Annotated in this window: 19 protein-coding genes; 10 read left to right on the top strand and 9 right to left on the bottom strand. The window is 72.1% G+C overall.

Annotation, left to right across the window (positions count from 1 at the left end; translation table 11 throughout):
• Positions 1-61: 61 nt before the first annotated feature.
• Positions 62-592 carry a hypothetical protein gene (locus NDW01_RS26900; RefSeq protein ID WP_252825293.1) on the bottom strand — a complete coding sequence of 177 codons (531 nt, stop codon included), beginning with the start codon at positions 590-592 and terminating at the stop codon, positions 62-64.
• 85 nt (positions 593-677) lie between these two features.
• On the opposite strand from NDW01_RS26900, the gene NDW01_RS26895 reads away from it, so the two are divergent.
• Genes NDW01_RS26895 through NDW01_RS26885 form a run of 3 tightly spaced genes read left to right on the top strand, consistent with a single transcriptional unit; the run spans position 678 to position 2,358 of the window.
• Positions 678-1,367 (top strand): hypothetical protein, encoded by a 690-nt coding sequence (locus tag NDW01_RS26895; protein WP_252825291.1) that lies wholly within the window; start codon positions 678-680, stop codon positions 1,365-1,367.
• Entirely contained in the window at positions 1,364-1,792 is a 429-nt protein-coding gene (locus NDW01_RS26890) for an SRPBCC family protein (RefSeq protein WP_252825288.1), read from the top strand. Before NDW01_RS26895 ends, NDW01_RS26890 begins: the two co-directional genes overlap by 4 nt.
• Complete coding sequence (locus tag NDW01_RS26885) at positions 1,789-2,358, top strand: DNA-3-methyladenine glycosylase I (protein WP_252825285.1); 570 nt, start codon at positions 1,789-1,791, stop codon at positions 2,356-2,358. The genes NDW01_RS26890 and NDW01_RS26885 overlap by 4 nt, the downstream gene beginning before the upstream one ends.
• Before the next feature lie 11 nt (positions 2,359-2,369).
• Here NDW01_RS26885 and NDW01_RS26880 read toward each other — a convergent pair whose 3' ends face one another.
• The gene (locus NDW01_RS26880) at positions 2,370-4,955 is read right to left on the bottom strand and encodes an ABC transporter permease (protein ID WP_252825282.1); all 2,586 of its coding nucleotides are present in this window, start codon (positions 4,953-4,955) and stop codon (positions 2,370-2,372) included.
• Positions 4,952-5,695, bottom strand: a complete 744-nt coding sequence (locus NDW01_RS26875; RefSeq protein WP_252825278.1) for an ABC transporter ATP-binding protein — start codon at positions 5,693-5,695, stop codon at positions 4,952-4,954. Before NDW01_RS26875 ends, NDW01_RS26880 begins: the two co-directional genes overlap by 4 nt.
• 132 nt (positions 5,696-5,827) lie before the next feature.
• Here NDW01_RS26875 and NDW01_RS26870 point away from each other — a divergent pair, with 132 nt between their 5' ends.
• From NDW01_RS26870 to NDW01_RS26860, 3 genes are all read left to right on the top strand, one after another.
• Positions 5,828-7,111: a sensor histidine kinase gene (locus NDW01_RS26870; protein ID WP_252825276.1), complete on the top strand. Its 1,284-nt coding sequence runs from the start codon at positions 5,828-5,830 to the stop codon at positions 7,109-7,111.
• Positions 7,102-7,740, top strand: coding sequence for a response regulator transcription factor (locus tag NDW01_RS26865; RefSeq protein WP_252825274.1), 639 nt, complete (start codon positions 7,102-7,104; stop codon positions 7,738-7,740). Before NDW01_RS26870 ends, NDW01_RS26865 begins: the two co-directional genes overlap by 10 nt.
• A gap of 104 nt (positions 7,741-7,844) precedes the next feature.
• Complete coding sequence (locus NDW01_RS26860) at positions 7,845-8,669, top strand: SDR family oxidoreductase (RefSeq protein WP_252825272.1); 825 nt, start codon at positions 7,845-7,847, stop codon at positions 8,667-8,669.
• Here the strand turns inward: NDW01_RS26860 and NDW01_RS26855 are convergent, their stop codons facing one another.
• On the bottom strand, positions 8,670-9,515 hold the full coding sequence (locus NDW01_RS26855; protein WP_252825270.1) for an SDR family oxidoreductase: 846 nt from the start codon (positions 9,513-9,515) through the stop codon (positions 8,670-8,672).
• 68 nt (positions 9,516-9,583) lie between these two features.
• Between NDW01_RS26855 and NDW01_RS26850 the strand changes: the two genes are divergently transcribed.
• Complete coding sequence (locus tag NDW01_RS26850) at positions 9,584-10,144, top strand: MarR family winged helix-turn-helix transcriptional regulator (protein ID WP_252825267.1); 561 nt, start codon at positions 9,584-9,586, stop codon at positions 10,142-10,144.
• Between the two features lie 93 nt (positions 10,145-10,237).
• On the opposite strand, the gene NDW01_RS26845 is transcribed toward NDW01_RS26850, so the two are convergent.
• Complete coding sequence (locus NDW01_RS26845) at positions 10,238-11,089, bottom strand: SDR family NAD(P)-dependent oxidoreductase (protein WP_252825264.1); 852 nt, start codon at positions 11,087-11,089, stop codon at positions 10,238-10,240.
• Between the two features lie 76 nt (positions 11,090-11,165).
• On the opposite strand from NDW01_RS26845, the gene NDW01_RS26840 reads away from it, so the two are divergent.
• Entirely contained in the window at positions 11,166-11,600 is a 435-nt protein-coding gene (locus NDW01_RS26840) for a winged helix-turn-helix transcriptional regulator (RefSeq protein ID WP_252825262.1), read from the top strand.
• Positions 11,601-11,945: 345 nt separating this feature from the next.
• Here the strand turns inward: NDW01_RS26840 and NDW01_RS26835 are convergent, their stop codons facing one another.
• Positions 11,946-13,190, bottom strand: a complete 1,245-nt coding sequence (locus NDW01_RS26835) for an MFS transporter (RefSeq protein ID WP_252825784.1) — start codon at positions 13,188-13,190, stop codon at positions 11,946-11,948.
• A 148-nt stretch (positions 13,191-13,338) separates the two neighbouring features.
• Between NDW01_RS26835 and NDW01_RS26830 the strand changes: the two genes are divergently transcribed.
• Positions 13,339-13,728, top strand: a complete 390-nt coding sequence (locus NDW01_RS26830) for a bleomycin resistance protein (protein WP_252825259.1) — start codon at positions 13,339-13,341, stop codon at positions 13,726-13,728.
• A gap of 34 nt (positions 13,729-13,762) precedes the next feature.
• On the opposite strand, the gene NDW01_RS44445 is transcribed toward NDW01_RS26830, so the two are convergent.
• Entirely contained in the window at positions 13,763-13,870 is a 108-nt protein-coding gene (locus NDW01_RS44445) for a DUF397 domain-containing protein (RefSeq protein WP_406567764.1), read from the bottom strand.
• Positions 13,867-14,676 carry a helix-turn-helix domain-containing protein gene (locus NDW01_RS26825; RefSeq protein ID WP_252825257.1) on the bottom strand — a complete coding sequence of 270 codons (810 nt, stop codon included), beginning with the start codon at positions 14,674-14,676 and terminating at the stop codon, positions 13,867-13,869. The genes NDW01_RS44445 and NDW01_RS26825 overlap by 4 nt, the downstream gene beginning before the upstream one ends.
• Before the next feature lie 164 nt (positions 14,677-14,840).
• Between NDW01_RS26825 and NDW01_RS26820 the strand changes: the two genes are divergently transcribed.
• The gene (locus NDW01_RS26820; RefSeq protein WP_252825245.1) at positions 14,841-15,233 is read left to right on the top strand and encodes an ATP-binding protein; all 393 of its coding nucleotides are present in this window, start codon (positions 14,841-14,843) and stop codon (positions 15,231-15,233) included.
• Positions 15,234-15,235: 2 nt separating this feature from the next.
• On the opposite strand, the gene NDW01_RS26815 is transcribed toward NDW01_RS26820, so the two are convergent.
• Entirely contained in the window at positions 15,236-15,856 is a 621-nt protein-coding gene (locus tag NDW01_RS26815) for a GNAT family N-acetyltransferase (protein ID WP_252825243.1), read from the bottom strand.
• Positions 15,857-15,882 lie beyond the last annotated feature (26 nt).

The raw sequence follows: 15,882 nt of genomic DNA, 5'->3' as shown, positions 1-15,882 counted from the left end.
CGCCGGCCCCCGGAGCCCGGTCGGGCCGTGGCCGTGGCCGTGGACGCGGCGGCGGCCGCCGTCAGGCGAGGCCGCGGCGTGAGACGGCCGGCGGGCGGGTCCCGATGATCGAGGCGACCATGTCGAGCACCTGGCGCGTCGCGTCGGCGTCGGCCGTACGGAAGACCCGGGCGCCGGCCCAGGCGAACACCGACGCGACGGCGGGCTCCGCCGCGTCCACGGCCACGGCCCGCCCGGCCGCCGCGAGGCGTCCGGCCGCGTACGGGTCGGTGGCGCGGACGAGCATCCCGTCCGGGCGGACGCCCACGGCCCGCTCCGGCGCCGAGCACAGCAGCGCCGCCCCGGTCGCCGCGGCCACGCCGGCGAACGCGTCACCGATCAGGAGGTCGGCCCCGGCCCGTGCACAGGCGACCGCCTGCTCCGGGGAGGACGGGGCCACCGCGACCACCGGCGCCCGCGGGTCCGCTCGGGCCGCGCGGACGGCGTCCGGGTCGGCGGCGACCTCGGCGATGTCGGTGCCCTCGGCGAGCCCCTCCGTCATCACCATGAAAGCGCCGGGAAAGACGACCCGGGTCCCGAGACGCAGCTCCATGCTCTGATCGTGGCATATGCGGCGGGAACGACGTCCGTCGAGCGGGTTGACGCACCGTACCGCATGGATGTGGCACGATCGGTACATGCTCGTCACCATCACCGTGGCCCTCGCCGCGCTGGGCGTCCTGGCGGCGATCGTCGTCGTGGCCACCGGTGGCGGCGGGGAGCTTTCCGCCGAGCACCCCGACCATCCGCGGCTGGCGCTGCCGGGCCGGCGCCCGGCCGGTGGCACGGACGCCGTGCTGCTCCGCCTGCCGATGGGGCTCTGGGGCTACCACAAGCAGATCACCGACGAGGCGCTGGAGCGCTTCGCGCACGAGCTGACCGAGCGCGACACGCGCATCGCCGTGCTGGAGCAGGAGCTGGCGGAGGCGCGCCGGCGCCTGAACGAGGAGCCGGAACGCTCGACCTGGCGGCCGGCCGTCCCGCCGGCGTCCCCCGCGCCCGACGCGATGGACCTGCGCGACCCGTTCGAGCCGGTGGATCCGCGGCCCTCCGGTGAGGGTGACCCGCCTCCGCCGCCCCACCACGTCCAGGAGGCGGCGCCCTGGGAACGACCGGCGGAGCGGCCGGCCGATCCGCCGCGGACCCGGTGGGAGCGGCCCGCCGACCCGCCGCCGCAGACGATCGTGGACAGGGTCGTCTTCGACCCGCGGACCGGAGGGGACGCCGAGGAGGGCCCGGCGCCCTCGCCGGAGGGCGCCGAAGAGCAGCGCCGGCCGGGAGACCTGCACGAGACGGGGGAGAGTGACCGACGGGGGGAGGACGGATGAGCAGAGTCGCGGTGCACGCGTCGGCCGACGTTCCGGCGCCCGCGGAGCGGGTGTGGGAGGTGCTCGTCGACTGGCCGCGGCACTCGGAGTGGGTGCCGCTGACCCGCGCGGAGGGCGGCGCGGGCGACGGAGCGAGCATCGAGGCGTGGACGGGCGTCGGCCCCGTCGGCTTCCTCGACACCATGGTGGTCAGCGAATGGCGGCCGCCGCACCGGGTCCGCGTGCGGCATACCGGTGGCCTGGTGCGCGGTGAGGGACGGTTCGATCTGCTGGACCTGCCCGAGGGCCGGTGCCGCGTCACCTGGGCCGAGCTGCTCGACCTGCCGCTCGGGCCCCTCGGCCGGGTCGGCTGGCTCGCGATCGGGCCGGCGGCCCGCCTCATGCTGCAGACGTCGCTGCATCGCCTCGCTAGTATGTTCGAATGATTGTCATCGGCCCGGACGGGCTGGCGCGCTGCCCGTGGGGCGTCTCCGCGCCCGACTACATCGCCTACCACGACGACGAGTGGGGCCGCCCGGTCCGCGACGACCGCGGGCTGTACGAGCGGCTGTGCCTGGAGGCGTTCCAGTCCGGCCTGTCGTGGCTGACGATCCTGCGCAAGCGCGAGGGCTTCCGGCGCGCGTTCGACGACTTCGACCCGGAGAAGGTCGCGGCGTACGGCCCGGCCGACGTCGAACGGCTGCTGGCCGACGCCTCGATCGTGCGGAACCGCCGCAAGATCGACGCGACCATCGCGAACGCCCGCGCGGCGCTCGACCTGCCCGACGGCCTGGCCGCGCTGGTCTGGGCGTACGCCGACCCCGACGCCCCGGCGCCCAAGACCGTCGGTGACGTGCCCGCCACCACGCCCGGTTCCACGGCGCTCGCCAAGCAGCTCAAGAAGCACGGGTTCCGGCACGTCGGCCCGACCACCGTCTACGCCCTCATGCAGGCCTGCGGCCTGGTCGACGACCACCTCGCCGACTGCCACCGCCGCGGCGCCTACCGGTAGGGGCATCGCGGTCACTCCGCCGTGGCGGCCTCGAGCACCGGCACCCCGGCGGCGCGGCGGGCGGGCAGCGCGGACGTCGCCCAGGTGACGGCGGCCGCGCCGAGGACCACGGTGGCGAGCAGCCACCACGGCAGGTGCACCCGGATGTAGGAGCTGCCGGTGGCGACGTGCAGCAGCGCGACCGTGCCGACGGCCGCGCCCATGCCGAGCAGCACGCCCAGCAGGACGACCGTCGCCGCCTCCCAGCGCACGATCGACCGGATCTGCCGGACGGTCGTCCCGACCGCCCCGAGCATCCCGAATTCCTTCGTCCGCTCCGACACGCTCAGCGACACGGTCGTGGCCATGCCGAACAGCGCGATCAGCAGGGACATCGCGATGAATCCGTAGATCACCCGCACGCCCTGCTCCATCGCGGCCGCCGCCACGCGTACGTAGGCCGCCCGGTCGTAGACCCGGGCCACCGGGACGTCGGAGACGGCCGCCGCCAGGGCCGCCGCCGGCGCGGTGCCCCGGACGAGCACGGCCGAGGTGTTCGCGCCCGGGTCCAGCGTCGCCATCGTGGCCGGGGCGACCAGCGCCTGGTCGGCGAACAGGTGCGACGGGTCGTGGTACCGGCCGGCCACGGTGAGCGTCACGTCGCCGCGCGCGCCGTGGACGACGATCCGGCGGCCGGGACGCAGGCCGTACGCCTTGACCAGCGGCGACGTGATGCCGATCTCGCCGGGCCGCAGCACGGGGAGGTGCCCGCCGAAGCGCAGCACCGGCCGTACGTCGGACGCGCCGGTGACGGTCAGCATGATCGGGTCGCCGGGGTCGCCGTCGAACACCTTGATCTTCGGTGACACGAGCCGTACCTCCGTCTGCGTCAGCGCGACCGCCGCCGTCACGCCGGGGACCCGCGCCGCGCGGGTCGCGAGGTCGGCGGGCAGGGGAGCGGTCCCGCCGGACGTACGGCCGTTCCCGGCGATGACGTGGTCGGCGGCGAGGGTCTGCGCGCCCGCGGCACGGGACCGGTCGTGCACGGAGGTGATCAGCAGCCCGGTGGCGGCGACCAGCGCGACGCCGAGCATGAGGGAGGCGGCCGCCGAGGAGACGCGGCGCGGGCTGCGGGTGATCGTCGCGCGGGCGAGCCGGCCCGCCTCTCCGCTGACGAGCATGCCGAGCCGGCCGACCAGGCCGCCGAGCGGGCCGACGAAGAACGGCGCGAGCACGGCCAGCCCGGACACGCACACCATCGACCCGAGCAGGATGAGCACCGTGATGCCCACGGTCCGGTCGGCGCCGACGGACGTCGGGTCGTTCGCCACCGCGAACACCGGGCCGAAGAACATCCAGGACGCACCGAAGACGGCGAGGGCGCCGACGATCCGGGGCCACGTGCGGCCCTTGCTCTCCGCCGTGGCGGACCGCAGCGCCTCGATCGGCGCGACCTTCGACGCCCGGCGGGCGGGCCGCCAGGCCGCCAGCTGCGTGGTCACGACGCCCGCCGCGAACGGGAAGGCCAGCGCGATCCAGCCGACGCTGACCTCACCGGCGGAGATGTCGAAGCCGTCCTGGGCGAACAGCCGCGTGAGGACCTCTGCCACGCCGTAGCCGACGAGCAGGCCGCCCGCCGACGCGATCACGGCCAGCACGAGCGCCTCCAGGCGGACGAGCCGCCTGATCTGCCGGGGCCGGGCGCCGATCGCCGCGAGGAGTGCCAGCCGCCGGGTCCGCTGGCGGACCATCGTGCCGAAGGCGTTCGCGACGACGAACAGGCCGGTGAACACCGCGACGGAGGCGAGCATGCCGATCGCCCCGCCCACCGACGCGCCCGTGTCCTGCAGCTCGGCGGCCTGGTGGCGCCGCAGGTCGGCGGCCGTGCGGACGACGGCCGGGCGCATCGGCGCGGCGAGCCGCTTCCGCAGGTCCCCGGCCGGAACCCCCGGCGCGGCCTTCACCCACAGGCTCTGCCACGCGCCCGCGGCCAGGCCGGCCGCCCGGTGCACGGCGGCGGGCGTGCCCAGGACCAGGTCGCCGGACGCCACGGCGCCACGGCCCTGGACGGTGACGACACCGACGATCCGGACCCTGCTCGACGTCTTCGGCAGCAGCAGCGTCGTGGTGGCCCCGGTTTCCAGCCGCCCGGCCGTCGCGACGTGCCGTACGACGGCCACCTCGTCGTCGGCGGCCGGGGCCCGGCCGGCGACCAGGTGGTAGGCGCTCAGGCGCGCGTCGGAGATCCAGGGGCGGAGCATCGTCGCCGCGCCCGCCGGCGGCAGCACCGGTTTACCGTGCGCCCCGGTGACCGTGACCGGTACGGCGGCGTCCCCGGCGACCGCCGCCACGCCGGGGACGGACGCGATCGCGCCGGGCCGTACCTCGCCCCGGGGAACGGCGAACGACTCCTCCGGATCGATCCCGGGCGGCTGCACGAGCACGTCCGCCTTGGCGTACTCGCTGGCGTCCGACCCGGACACCGCCGACTCGGCGCGCAGCGCGAACTGCAGCGACCCCGACATCAGCCCCACCGAGAACAGCACGGCGAGCACGGTCGCGGTCAGCCGCGCCCAGTCCTGGGCGAACGACCGGCGGGCGATCAGCCACATGCTCATGCCTCCATCCGGCGCATGACGCCGTGGACGGCGTCGATCGTCGGGCCCGCCAGCTCGTGGACGATCCGGCCGTCCGCCAGGAACAGCACCCGGTCGGCGTACGACGCGGCGAGCGGGTCGTGGGTCACCATCACGACGGTCTGGCCGTACGTGTCGACCGCCGCGCGCAGGAACCGCAGCACCTCACCGCCCGCGGAGGAGTCGAGGTTGCCGGTCGGCTCGTCGGCGAACACCACCTCCGGACGGGTCAGCAGCGCCCGCGCGACCGCGACCCGCTGCTGCTGCCCGCCGGACAGCTCGGCGGGCCGGTGACCGAGCCGGTCCCGCAGCCCGAGCGCGTCGACGAGGACGCGGAACCACTCCCGGTCGACCCTCCGGCCGGCCATCCGCGCGGTGAGCCGGATGTTCTCCTCGGCGGTCAGCATCGGCAGCAGGTTGAACGACTGGAAGACGAAGCCGAGCTTCTCCCCGCGCAGCCGGGTCAGCCGGGTCCGCGACAGCTTCGTGATGTCGACGCCGTCGATGACGACCGCGCCCGAGGAGACGGTGTCCAGCCCGGCGAGGCAGTGCAGGAACGTCGACTTGCCCGACCCGGACGGGCCCATGATGGCGGTGAACTGCCCGCGCGCGAACGCGGCCGAGACGCCGCGCAGCGCGGCCACCGCGTTCTCCCCGGAGCCGTACGTCTTCACGAGTGAGTCCGCCTGGGCGACGGGTGCCAGGGCAGTCGTCTGAGTCATGCCTCAAGCCAACGGGAAACGGGTCCCGGCCGCACTGGCGCGCTCTGGAGTTCCTCGGTAGGGCTGCCCCCACCCGGCAGGGTCTACCCTCCTCGACCGACCGTCGGCGGCCTGGTCGCGTACGGTCGTGCCGTGAGCGGGACCGGGGATCAAGGCGTGCGCGGGCGCACGACGGTCTGGCGGGCGATGGCCCGGAACCCGCTGCGGTTCCTTCTCTCGTCATGGCCCTGGCGGGCGCTCGCGTACGTCATCACCGGAGTGCCGATCGGCCTGGTCTCGCTCGGGTTGATCCTCACGCTGCTGCTCGTGGGCGCGGCCCTGACGCCGGTCGTCGCCGGGGTCGTCCTGCTGGCCTGCGTCCCGCTGCTCGCGGTCGCACTGGCCGCGGTCGAACGCCGGCGGCTGCGCTGGCTGGACCCGCGCCCGGCCCCCTCGCCGCACGGCGCGGTGCCGCGGCCGGGGCTTCGGCCGTGGCTCCGCTTCCGGCTGCGGGAGACCGCGTCGTGGCGGGAACTCGGCTACGCGCTCCTGCACGGGGTGCTGTCGGTGTTCGACGCCGCCGTGGTCTTCAACGTGGCCGCCTTCGCGGCGACGCAGATCGCCGCGCCGGCGCTGGTGCGCGGCGGCGAACGGATCCAGTACGGCTCGCTGGCGACGATCGACACGCCGGGTGAGGCGTGGGCGGTCGTCCCCATCGGATTCGCGGTGGCCGTGGCCGGCCTGTACGTCGTGACGCTGCTGGCGGCGGCACGCGCGGCGCTGGCCCGCGCGCTCCTCGTGCCGTCCGGCGAGGCGGAGCTGGGGGAGCGGCTGGTCGCGGTGACCGCCTCGCGCGCCCGGATGGCGGGCGCGTTCGAGGCCGAGCGGCGGCGCATCGAACGCGACCTGCACGACGGCGCGCAGCAACGGCTCACCGGACTGATCATGCTGCTGGGCCTGGCCCGGCTCGACGGGGATCGCGAGCTGATCGGCAAGGCGCAGGACGAGGCGCGCGCGGCGCTGACCGAACTCCGTGACCTCGTCCGGGGCATCCATCCCTCGATCCTGACCGACCGGGGCCTGGAGGCGGCCGTACGGGCCCTGGCCGAGCGTTCCCCGGTGCCCGTCGAGGTGGACGTCGACCTGCCCGTACGCCCGCCCGAGCAGATCGAGTCGGCCGCGTACTTCGTCGTCGCCGAGGCCCTCACCAACGCGGCGAAGCACGGCGGCGCCCGGCGGGCCCGCGTGTTCGCGCGGGTGCTCGGCCGGCTGCTCATCGCCGAGATCCGCGACGACGGCGCGGGCGGAGCGGACCCCGGGCGGGGCACGGGCCTGCAGGGCCTCGCCGACCGGGTGGCCGTCCACGATGGAACCCTCCGGCTGTCCAGCCCGCCCGGCGGTCCTACGATCATCCGGGTGGAGATGCCGTGCGAGTAGTGCTCGCCGAGGACTCGGTGCTGCTACGCGAGGGCCTCATCCAGATCCTCGGCCGGTTCGGCCACGAGACGACGGCGGTCGGCGACGCTCCGGCACTGGTCGCCGCCGTCGCCGCCGACCGGCCGGACATCGTCGTCACCGACGTGCGGATGCCGCCCGGCCACCGCGACGAGGGGCTGCGGGCCGCGCTGGAGCTGCGGCGCGACCATCCCGGGCTGCCCGTGCTGGTGCTGTCGCAGTACGTCGAGCGGTCCTACGCCGCCGACCTGCTGCAGACCGGCGGCGGCGTCGGCTACCTGCTGAAGGACCGGGTCGGTGACGTCGCCGAGTTCATCGACGGACTGATCCGCGTCGCCGAGGGCGGCACCGTGATCGATCCGGAGGTCGTCCGGCGGCTCTTGTCCGAGCGGCACGACGGCTCACCGCTGCGGCGGCTGACCGACCGGGAGCGCCAGGTGCTGGAGCTGATGGCCGAAGGCCGTTCGAACGGCGCCATCGCCCGCCGGCTGGTCGTCACCGAGGCGGCCGTCGTCAAGCACGTCGGCTCGATCTTCATGAAGCTCGATCTGCCGCCCGCCCCGGACGATCACCGCCGCGTGCTCGCCGTCCTCGCCCACCTGCGCGGCTGACGGGCTTCGTCTTCTGCCGAGGCGCGGTTGAACATGGTCGCTCTCGAGCCTCCGTCCCTGTATTCATGGATCCGGAGTGTTCGCACGTCCGAAGGGAGCCGGCCGTGATCCTCGTGACCGGAGCGACCGGGAACGTCGGCCGCCAGGTGGTCGAGCAACTGCTGCGAGAGGGCGCCGAGGTGCGGGCGATGACCCGCCGACCGGACCAGGCCGGCCTGCCGGACGGCGTCGAGGTCGTGCGGGGCGACCTGACCGAGCCCGAGACGCTGCCCGCCGCGCTGCGCGGCGTCGAGCGGGTGTTCCTCTTCCCGCTGTCCGGCGCCATGGAGGGGTTCCTCGCCGCGGGGAAGCGGGCCGGGCTCCGGCACGTCGTGCTGATGTCCGCGTCGGCGGTGACGTACGAGCGGCCGAACGCGATCGGGCGCCGCCACGAGGCCATCGAGCGGGCCGTGCGGGACTCCGGGCTGCCGTGGACGATCCTGCGGCCCAGCGCCTTCATGAGCAACGACCGGAACTGGGCCCCGCAGATCCGGGCCACCGGCGTCGTCCGCTGGCTCGGGGACGACGCGGCCTCCACGCCGATCGACGAGCGCGACATCGCCGCCGTCGCCGTACGAGCGCTGCTCGACGACGGCCACGCGGGCCGGACGTACCTCCTGACCGGGCCCGAGGCGCTCACCGACCCGCAGCGGGTCGCGGTGCTCGGTGCGGTGCTCGGCCGTGAGCTGCGGTTCGACGGGCTGTCGCCGGAGGAGTTCCGTGCCGCCATGTCCCCGCACATGCCCGCCGAGATCGCCGACGCCCTGATCGCGATGCGCGCGGAGTCGAAGGAGATGGCCGGGGTGTCGCCCGCCCCGGCCGACCTCATCGGGCGGGAGCCTCACACGTACGCCGAGTGGGCCGCCTGTCACGCCGACGACTTCCGCTGATCAGTACCGCGTGTCGAGCGACACCCGCTCCCAGGCGTCCAGGTCGGCGAGCTGGCGGCGCAGCTTCCGCCGGATCCGCTCCACCGCCTCGGGGCCGAGCGGCAGACGCAGCGGCGAGTCCTCGTCGTCGACCGCCTTGATGATCGCCTCGGCGGCCTTGGCCGGGTCGTTCGGCTGCACGCCGTCCTGGGCGGAGAAGCGCTGCCGCAGCGCGCCGGCCGGGGTGTCGCGGTAGTCGTCGATCGGGTCGGCGAACCGCATGGACCGGCCGGCGAAGTCCGTACGGAACGGGCCCGGCTCGACGATGGTCACCCGGATGCCCAGCGGCCCGACCTCGCCGGCCAGCGCCTCGGACATCCCCTCCAGCGCGAACTTGGAGGTCGCGTAGATGGCGTGGCCGGGGTTGCCGACCGCGCCGCCGACCGAGGACATCTGCACGATGTGACCCCGCCGCCGCGCCCGCATGTGCGGCAGCACCGCGCGGGTCACGCCGATGACGCCGAGCACGTTCGTCGCGAGCACCGCGTCGATCTGCTCGTCGGACAGCTCCTCCAGCGCGCCGATCAGCCCGTGACCGGCGTTGTTGACCAGCACGTCGATCCGGCCGAACTCCTCGATCGCGGTGCCGACGGCGGCGGCGACCTGGGCCGGGTCGGTGACGTCGAGCGCGACCGCGCGGACGAGCTCCGGTGCCCGCTCGACGAGGTCCTTGACGGTCTGCGGATCCCGCGCCGTGGCGACGACGCGCTCACCACGGGCCAGCGCGGCGTCGGCGATCGCACGCCCGAGACCGGTGCTGGTGCCGGTGATGAACCACACGCGGGGGTCGTTGTCGATATCAGGCATGCTCGATCCCCTCGATTGGATACCTTGAGACTCAAGGCAAAGTATCTTGAGACTCAAGGAAGTGTCCAGTGGCCGTAGAACACGGAGAGACGCCGCCCGACTCGGTCGGCGCCGGCCTGCCCCGGTGGATCGGGCAGATGCCCTCCGGCGTCGACCCCGGCGTGGAGGCGGCCCGCCAGCGGATCGGCCGGATCGCCCGTCTCTTCGAGCGGATCCTCGAGCGGGCGGCCGGCCATGAGTCGATCACCGTCGGCGACTGGGCGGCGCTGTCCGTCCTGCGGCGTTCCGGCCCGCCGTACGAGCGCACGCCCAAGCAGCTGGCCGACGCGCTGGGCCTGACCTCCGGCACGATCAGCGTCCGCGTCGACCGCCTCACCCGCGCCGGCCTCGTCGAGCCCGCGCCGGCCACGGACGGCCGCAGCCGCCCGATCCGGCTGACCGAGGAGGGCCACCGTCTCTGGAGCGCCGCCACGGCCCGGCGCACGATGGAGGAGCGCCGCCTGTTCGGAGGCGCCTTCGATGAGGACGAGCTCGACCGGCTGAACTCCCTGCTCGGCGCCCTGCTGTCCCGCCTGGAGGAGGAGTTCGGCCCCGCCCCCCGCCACGACCGCCCCCGCCCCGGCTCCTGACTCACGCTGCGCCGGGCGTCTCCGACTCCCGGGACGCCCTCGGCCGCGAGGGGATCGCCACGATCGGGACAGAACGGCACCATCCGGATCAGGCTAGGGGCGGCGCAGTGTACGCAGCAGGTCCTCGGTGAGCGCAGCGAGGCGTTCGGCGTCATTCGTATCGAGAGTGGACAGCGATCGGTCGACCGGCCTGCCGCGGTCGATCGCGGTGAGCGGAGCGGAGGGTGGTTCGTCGACCCACTCGACGATCGGACGGATCGATGCCTCCACCGGCCGGGCCTTGAAGAGTGCCAGCAGCTTGATCAGGCCGCGAACCAGGGGATTCAGCGGCGACAGGTCTCCGCTGCGCGTGAAGCCGGGGTGGTAGAGGACGTATCGGGCCTTGCCGGCCGCCCGTTCGGCGAATGCTACGCCGAGCAGGTCGTTGGCCCGGCCCGCCTGAAGCTGAGCCTGGATACCGCTGTACTTGCCGCGCAACTGCAGGTCGTCCCAGTGCACGGAGCCGGCCGTGTTGCCGACCCCGGCCACGTTCACGATCACCGGCGCGGGCGCCGCGTCCATCGCCGGACGCAGCAGGTCGCCCAGCAGATACCGGCTCAGGTAGTACAACGCGAACGTGAACTCAAGGCCGTCGACGGTCTCCCGTCGTTTCGGGCTGTGCCGGTTCGCGCACAGGACGAGCGCGTCGACCACCGGATGCCGGTCCGTGATCTCACGCCCCACGCGGCGGACCTCCCCGACGACGCTGAGATCCGCGCGCAGGAAGTGGAACCGATCGTCGGCTCCCAGGCGAGCGGCCTCCTCGACCAGTGCCCGCCCCTTCGCCTCACCGCTGCCGATGGCGATCACGGTGTCGCCCCGGGCGAGACGCGCGAGCGCGGTCGCACGGCCCATTCCGTCGGTGCCACCACTGATCACCACTGTCTTCGTCCTATCGCCGGACATGCGCTCGCTCCTCTGCCATCGACCATTCGGCGACAATCATCGGCAAGCGTTCGTACGGCCGAAAGAAGGCAGTTCGATGTCTGATACGCACACCGGTGTGCCCTCGGTGCTGACCGCGCCGCTTCCTATTCCGGTGCCGACGGCGGAACACCAGGCGTGCCCGGTGACGGACGTCCTGCGTCGCGCCGGAGATCGGTGGAGCGTGCTGATCCTGATCCTGCTGGGGAAGCGGTCGTACCGCTTCAACGAACTGCACCGGTCGATCGAGGGCATCAGCCAGCGGATGCTGACGCGCACCCTGCGTGGCCTCGAACGCGACGGCTTCGTCAGCCGGACCGTGCATCCGAGCGTGCCGCCGAGCGTGGAGTACGACCTGACCGACCTCGGCCGTACCTTCCTAGGCCCGCTGTCCGCCCTCGCGGACTGGGCGGTCCTGCACGGCCCGGACATCACCACCGCCCGCGAGCACCACGACGCCCACGCGGCGAATCACGCCGGGAATGGCGCGTAACGAGACGGACTGAGTGTCCTCGCCCGCTCGCCGGGTGACCCCATCGCGCCCCGGGCCGTCTACTCAGGCGAGACGATTTTTCGCCTGAGTAGACGGCCCGGGGAAGCAGGGTGCCTCGCGGATAGGTGTTTCGTCGGAGTCGCCCGTTCCGTCCGCACCTGATCCCTCGAGACAGTGCTGATCGCTCGCACTGATCCCGGTTGTCCGCGACGCTCGGTGAATGTACGGGCCTCGGTCGCGCGGAGTGACCTGGCAGGGGCGTACGGGGATCGTCGTACTGATCAGGCGCACGTGGCACTGAGAACTCCTAACGACATGGTCGTGAGCGCACCATGTGGAAGTGGATCAAATCGAGCGATCGTCCGCGCGCAGCGTGATCGCTGCGGCAACCGTGATGGCGGCTGCGGTGATCGTGGCTGTCGCCGGCCAGCCGAACCGTTCGACGGCCGCCGCCCCGAAAGCAGTGCCGAGGCTTCCGCCGACGAAGTAGACGAGCATGTAGGCGCTGTTGAACCGTGCGGGGGCCTCGGGATCGATCGCGAGGATGGTGCTTTGATTCGCGACTTGCGCAGCGAACAGACCTGCGTCGAACAGCGCTAGACAGGCCAAGGTCGCGGCAGCGCTCGGGAGTACGAACCCGATGGTTGCCGCCGCGGCTCCGGCGATCACGAGACCTACGAGGATCACGCGGCGCGCGCCCACGCGATCGGTGTAGATGCCCGAAACCCGAGTGGCGAGAATCCCGAGGAGTCCAGCGAATCCGTAAATGCCAATACGCTCGGCTGAGTACGAGTACGGGGGCTCCGAGAGCGCGACCGCCAGCCCAGCCCACATCGCGCAGAACGCGAAGAACCACAGGGCACCACGGGTGGCGGCCAGCCGCAACGCCCGGTAGCGGACGAGCAGGCCCGGGATCGACCTCAGCGTGGCGAGATAACCACGCTCAGCCTTTCCCCGAGTTCCTGGCACGACCAGCAGCAGGCCCACCGCGACGGCCGCACAGGCCGCGGCGAACCCCATGAGCATGCCACGCCAGCCGATGACCTCGGCAAGCCAGCCGCCGACGATCCGGCCGGCGAGGATTCCCGCCGATATCCCGGCGGTCACGATCCCCAGCATCGTTGCTCGCCGATGCGGGGACGCGAGCCGGGCGACCACCGAACTGAGTCCTGCGCCAACGGACGAGCAGGCCCCGATCACGCCGATTGCCGCCCCCAACGCCCATACGCTGTCGACGACAGCACTCACGAACAGGGCGGCCGCCAGAGCGCCGACCTGCGCCGACAGCACCCGCCCCGGGGGAAATCGGTCGACCAGCGAGACAAGGAGACCGAGTCCGACCATGTAACCCATCGGCCCGCACGCGAGAGCGACCCCGACAGCGGCGAGCGAGGCGTCCAACGAGTTCGCCACATCGGCGATCGCCGGCTGCAACGGGTAGATCGTCGCTGTCCCGAGCGCGGCCGCGAACGACATGAACCAAATGACAGGACTACGCAATCGGCGGTGCTGATCGACCCCGGAAAGATCAGTTCTCACCCGCCAACCGTAGGAAGCATCGGCGCAACGATGCTGGCGGGAAACAGACATCAACGTCACTGCGGAGAGTGGATGGCGCGTCTGCCGCTCCGCCGTTGGTCGTCTTGTCCGGACGGGCTTCGTCGGCTGGCCAGGATGGTGATTTGCGAGTATTCCTGAGGTGCGTCAGGGTGGCGGGATGTCGTGTCTGGTTCCGGAATTGATCGTCTCCGACATCGAGGCCAGCCTGGCTTTCTATCGCCTGCTGGGGTTCCAGGTGCGTTACGCGCGTCCGGAGGAGCGTTTTGCCTACCTGGAGCTAGGCGGGGCAGAGCTCATGCTGGAGAAGCCATTGAGCCGCGACCGGCTCTATCCCCGTGCGGAGCTCGACCGCCCCTATGGGCGGGGCGTCAACCTCACGGTCGAGGTGGAGGACGTCGAGCAGATCCATGCTGCCGTGCTGGCCGCCGGCTGCGGTTTGTTCTTGCCGCTGGAAGAGCGTTGGTACGAGCGAGCCGTTGATGTCGTGGGTGTGCGGCAGTTCGCCGTGCAGGATCCGGACGGCTACCTGCTGCGCCTGTCCCAGCACCTGGGGACGCGCCCGCGATAGGCGGCCCCAGGGCTGCTCTTGCGCCAACTGCGGGTCACTTGCTCACCTCACCAATTGATTGGGCGACTTCGACGCAGTTGCCGCCTGAGCTCCCGCTCCGGCTGCTCTTGCGCCAGTCCGTGAAGAGCTGAGGTTCGTTCACAGTGCCTCCCGGATCAATCTGGTGCTTTCGTTGACGCTGAGGGCGTGGGCGCGAATCAGCTCGAAGCGAGTGATCGTCCGAGCAACGTCCTTCTGCTGCTCAATCATGTGCCCTCCGCCTGCCGCTTCCGCGTAGGCCATATCGGAGCCTTCGTCGAAGCTAAGGATCGAGAAGCCGCCTTCGAGGCCAATGTACTCACCTACCGATGACGGAACGACCTGGATTGTGACGTCGTGGCGCTCACCCATCGCCAGGAGATGTTCGATCTGCTTCCGCATGACCGTCGCCCCACCGACCTGTCGTCTGAGGACGCCCTCGTCAAGAACGATCCAGAGGCGAGGTGGGGCGGGCTCCTTGCGGAAGAGAATCTTCTGCCGCTCCATTCGGGCCGCGACCGCCTGCTCTAGTTGATCCGGGCTCTGGTCGGTGGCCAGAAGTGCGCGGGCGTACTCCTCGATCTGAAGCAGGCCAGGGATGACGAGTGGCTCGAACATCCGGATGTGCGTCGCGTCGGGCTCTCTGCGGGCGAAGGGGCGGAAGAAGTCGGGGAGCTCCTCGCGGACGATCAGGCCGTGGAGCCAGCCGAAGCGGTCGGTGGTGAAGAAGCGGTCGAGGTCCTTGGCGTGGTCGACGGTGGGGGAGCGGAACGCCGTCTCCAGGTTGCCGACCGTGGATTTGGCCCAGTGCAGGTGGTCGGCGAGCTCGGCTTGGGACAGGCTCGCGCCCTCGCGGTGCTTGCGCACCTCGAAGCCGAAGTAGGCGGCGAGACTTTGATCCGGCGTTAGGGCTTTGGGGGGTTTCGGCATTGTTCTCATCCATTCGGAGTCCACAAGACGGGGGTTGCTCACGTGTGGAGATGAAGCCGATGCAGACAGTAACAATGCGGTACGACGATTGTGCGGTCAACGGAGGATACGGCCGGCGAAAGTGCGGCCGAGAGACGACGGGCATGGCCATGGGTCACCTTCCGATGTCCCAGGCGCTGTCCTTTACCGCTGCGGAGAGCGCCGTCCCCGCCATTCGCCGGTGGGTTTCGATCGTCATCGCGCAATATGGTCGGCGGGACACGTGCCCCGACGCCGAGCTGATCATTTCCGAACTCGCGACCAATGCCGTCAAGGCCGCGCCCGGAAAGCTGATCAAAGTGATGATCACATTGGACGGCGCGGAGAGCGTGCTGTCCGTCTGGGACCCGGCACCCGAGCCGCCGCAGGTCAGCGCGGATCCGCTCGCCGACCTGGACGACGACGACTTCGACCACAACGGTGGCCGTGGACTCCTCCTGGTTCGTAGCGCCGCTCTGGCATGGGGCTGTACACCCACTCCAGATCGGGGCGGCAAATGGGTGTGGGCCCGAATCTAGGCTCACCGGCTCCCGGCAATGGCGCATGTGGCCGGCCGGTCGGACTCATGGCGGAACCAGCGGCTCGGGATGACCCGGCCGTCCGGGAGTTCATGTTCTTCCGGCCCCGCCATCGGGACGAAACCAGCCGACAGCAGGGCGCCGATCGACGCGGAGTTCGAGACCTCCGCGCCTGCGTGGACCACCGCCAAGCCGAGGTGATCGTGGGCGAACGCCGCGGCTCCGGCGAAAAGCTCGGTGCCCAGACCCTGAGATCGGAAACGCGGAGCCAGGTATCCGCCGACCTCCCATTCCCCGCCTTCGGCGCAGCGCACGCCGATGGAGCCGGCGAGGAGACCGCTCTGCCGGTCGATGGCGATCAATTCGACGTCGTCGCCCGGTCCCCGGAACGGGCGACCTCGACCCGGCCGTCTCGCGAGTAGCCGATCCCGGTAATCCTCCAGGATCACGCCACCGGGCGGCCAGCCGAGCCACCGCTGCGCCTCCGGGTCGCTGGCGGCGGCCGCGGCGATGTTCAGGTCGAGGAGCGTGGCCGTCTGCAGGAACAGCCGCGGCGTCCTCAGTACGTGGCGTCTGCCTCGGCATTTCTCGACGCGCCGCTCCCTGGTGGGCAGGCGAAGCATCCATCCTCCGGGTTCTGCGGGTCGCC

This window comes from Actinoallomurus soli, from assembly GCF_024055715.1.
Lineage (GTDB): Bacteria > Actinomycetota > Actinomycetes > Streptosporangiales > Streptosporangiaceae > Actinoallomurus > Actinoallomurus soli.
This window is presented reverse-complemented; position numbering and strand designations above follow the sequence as displayed.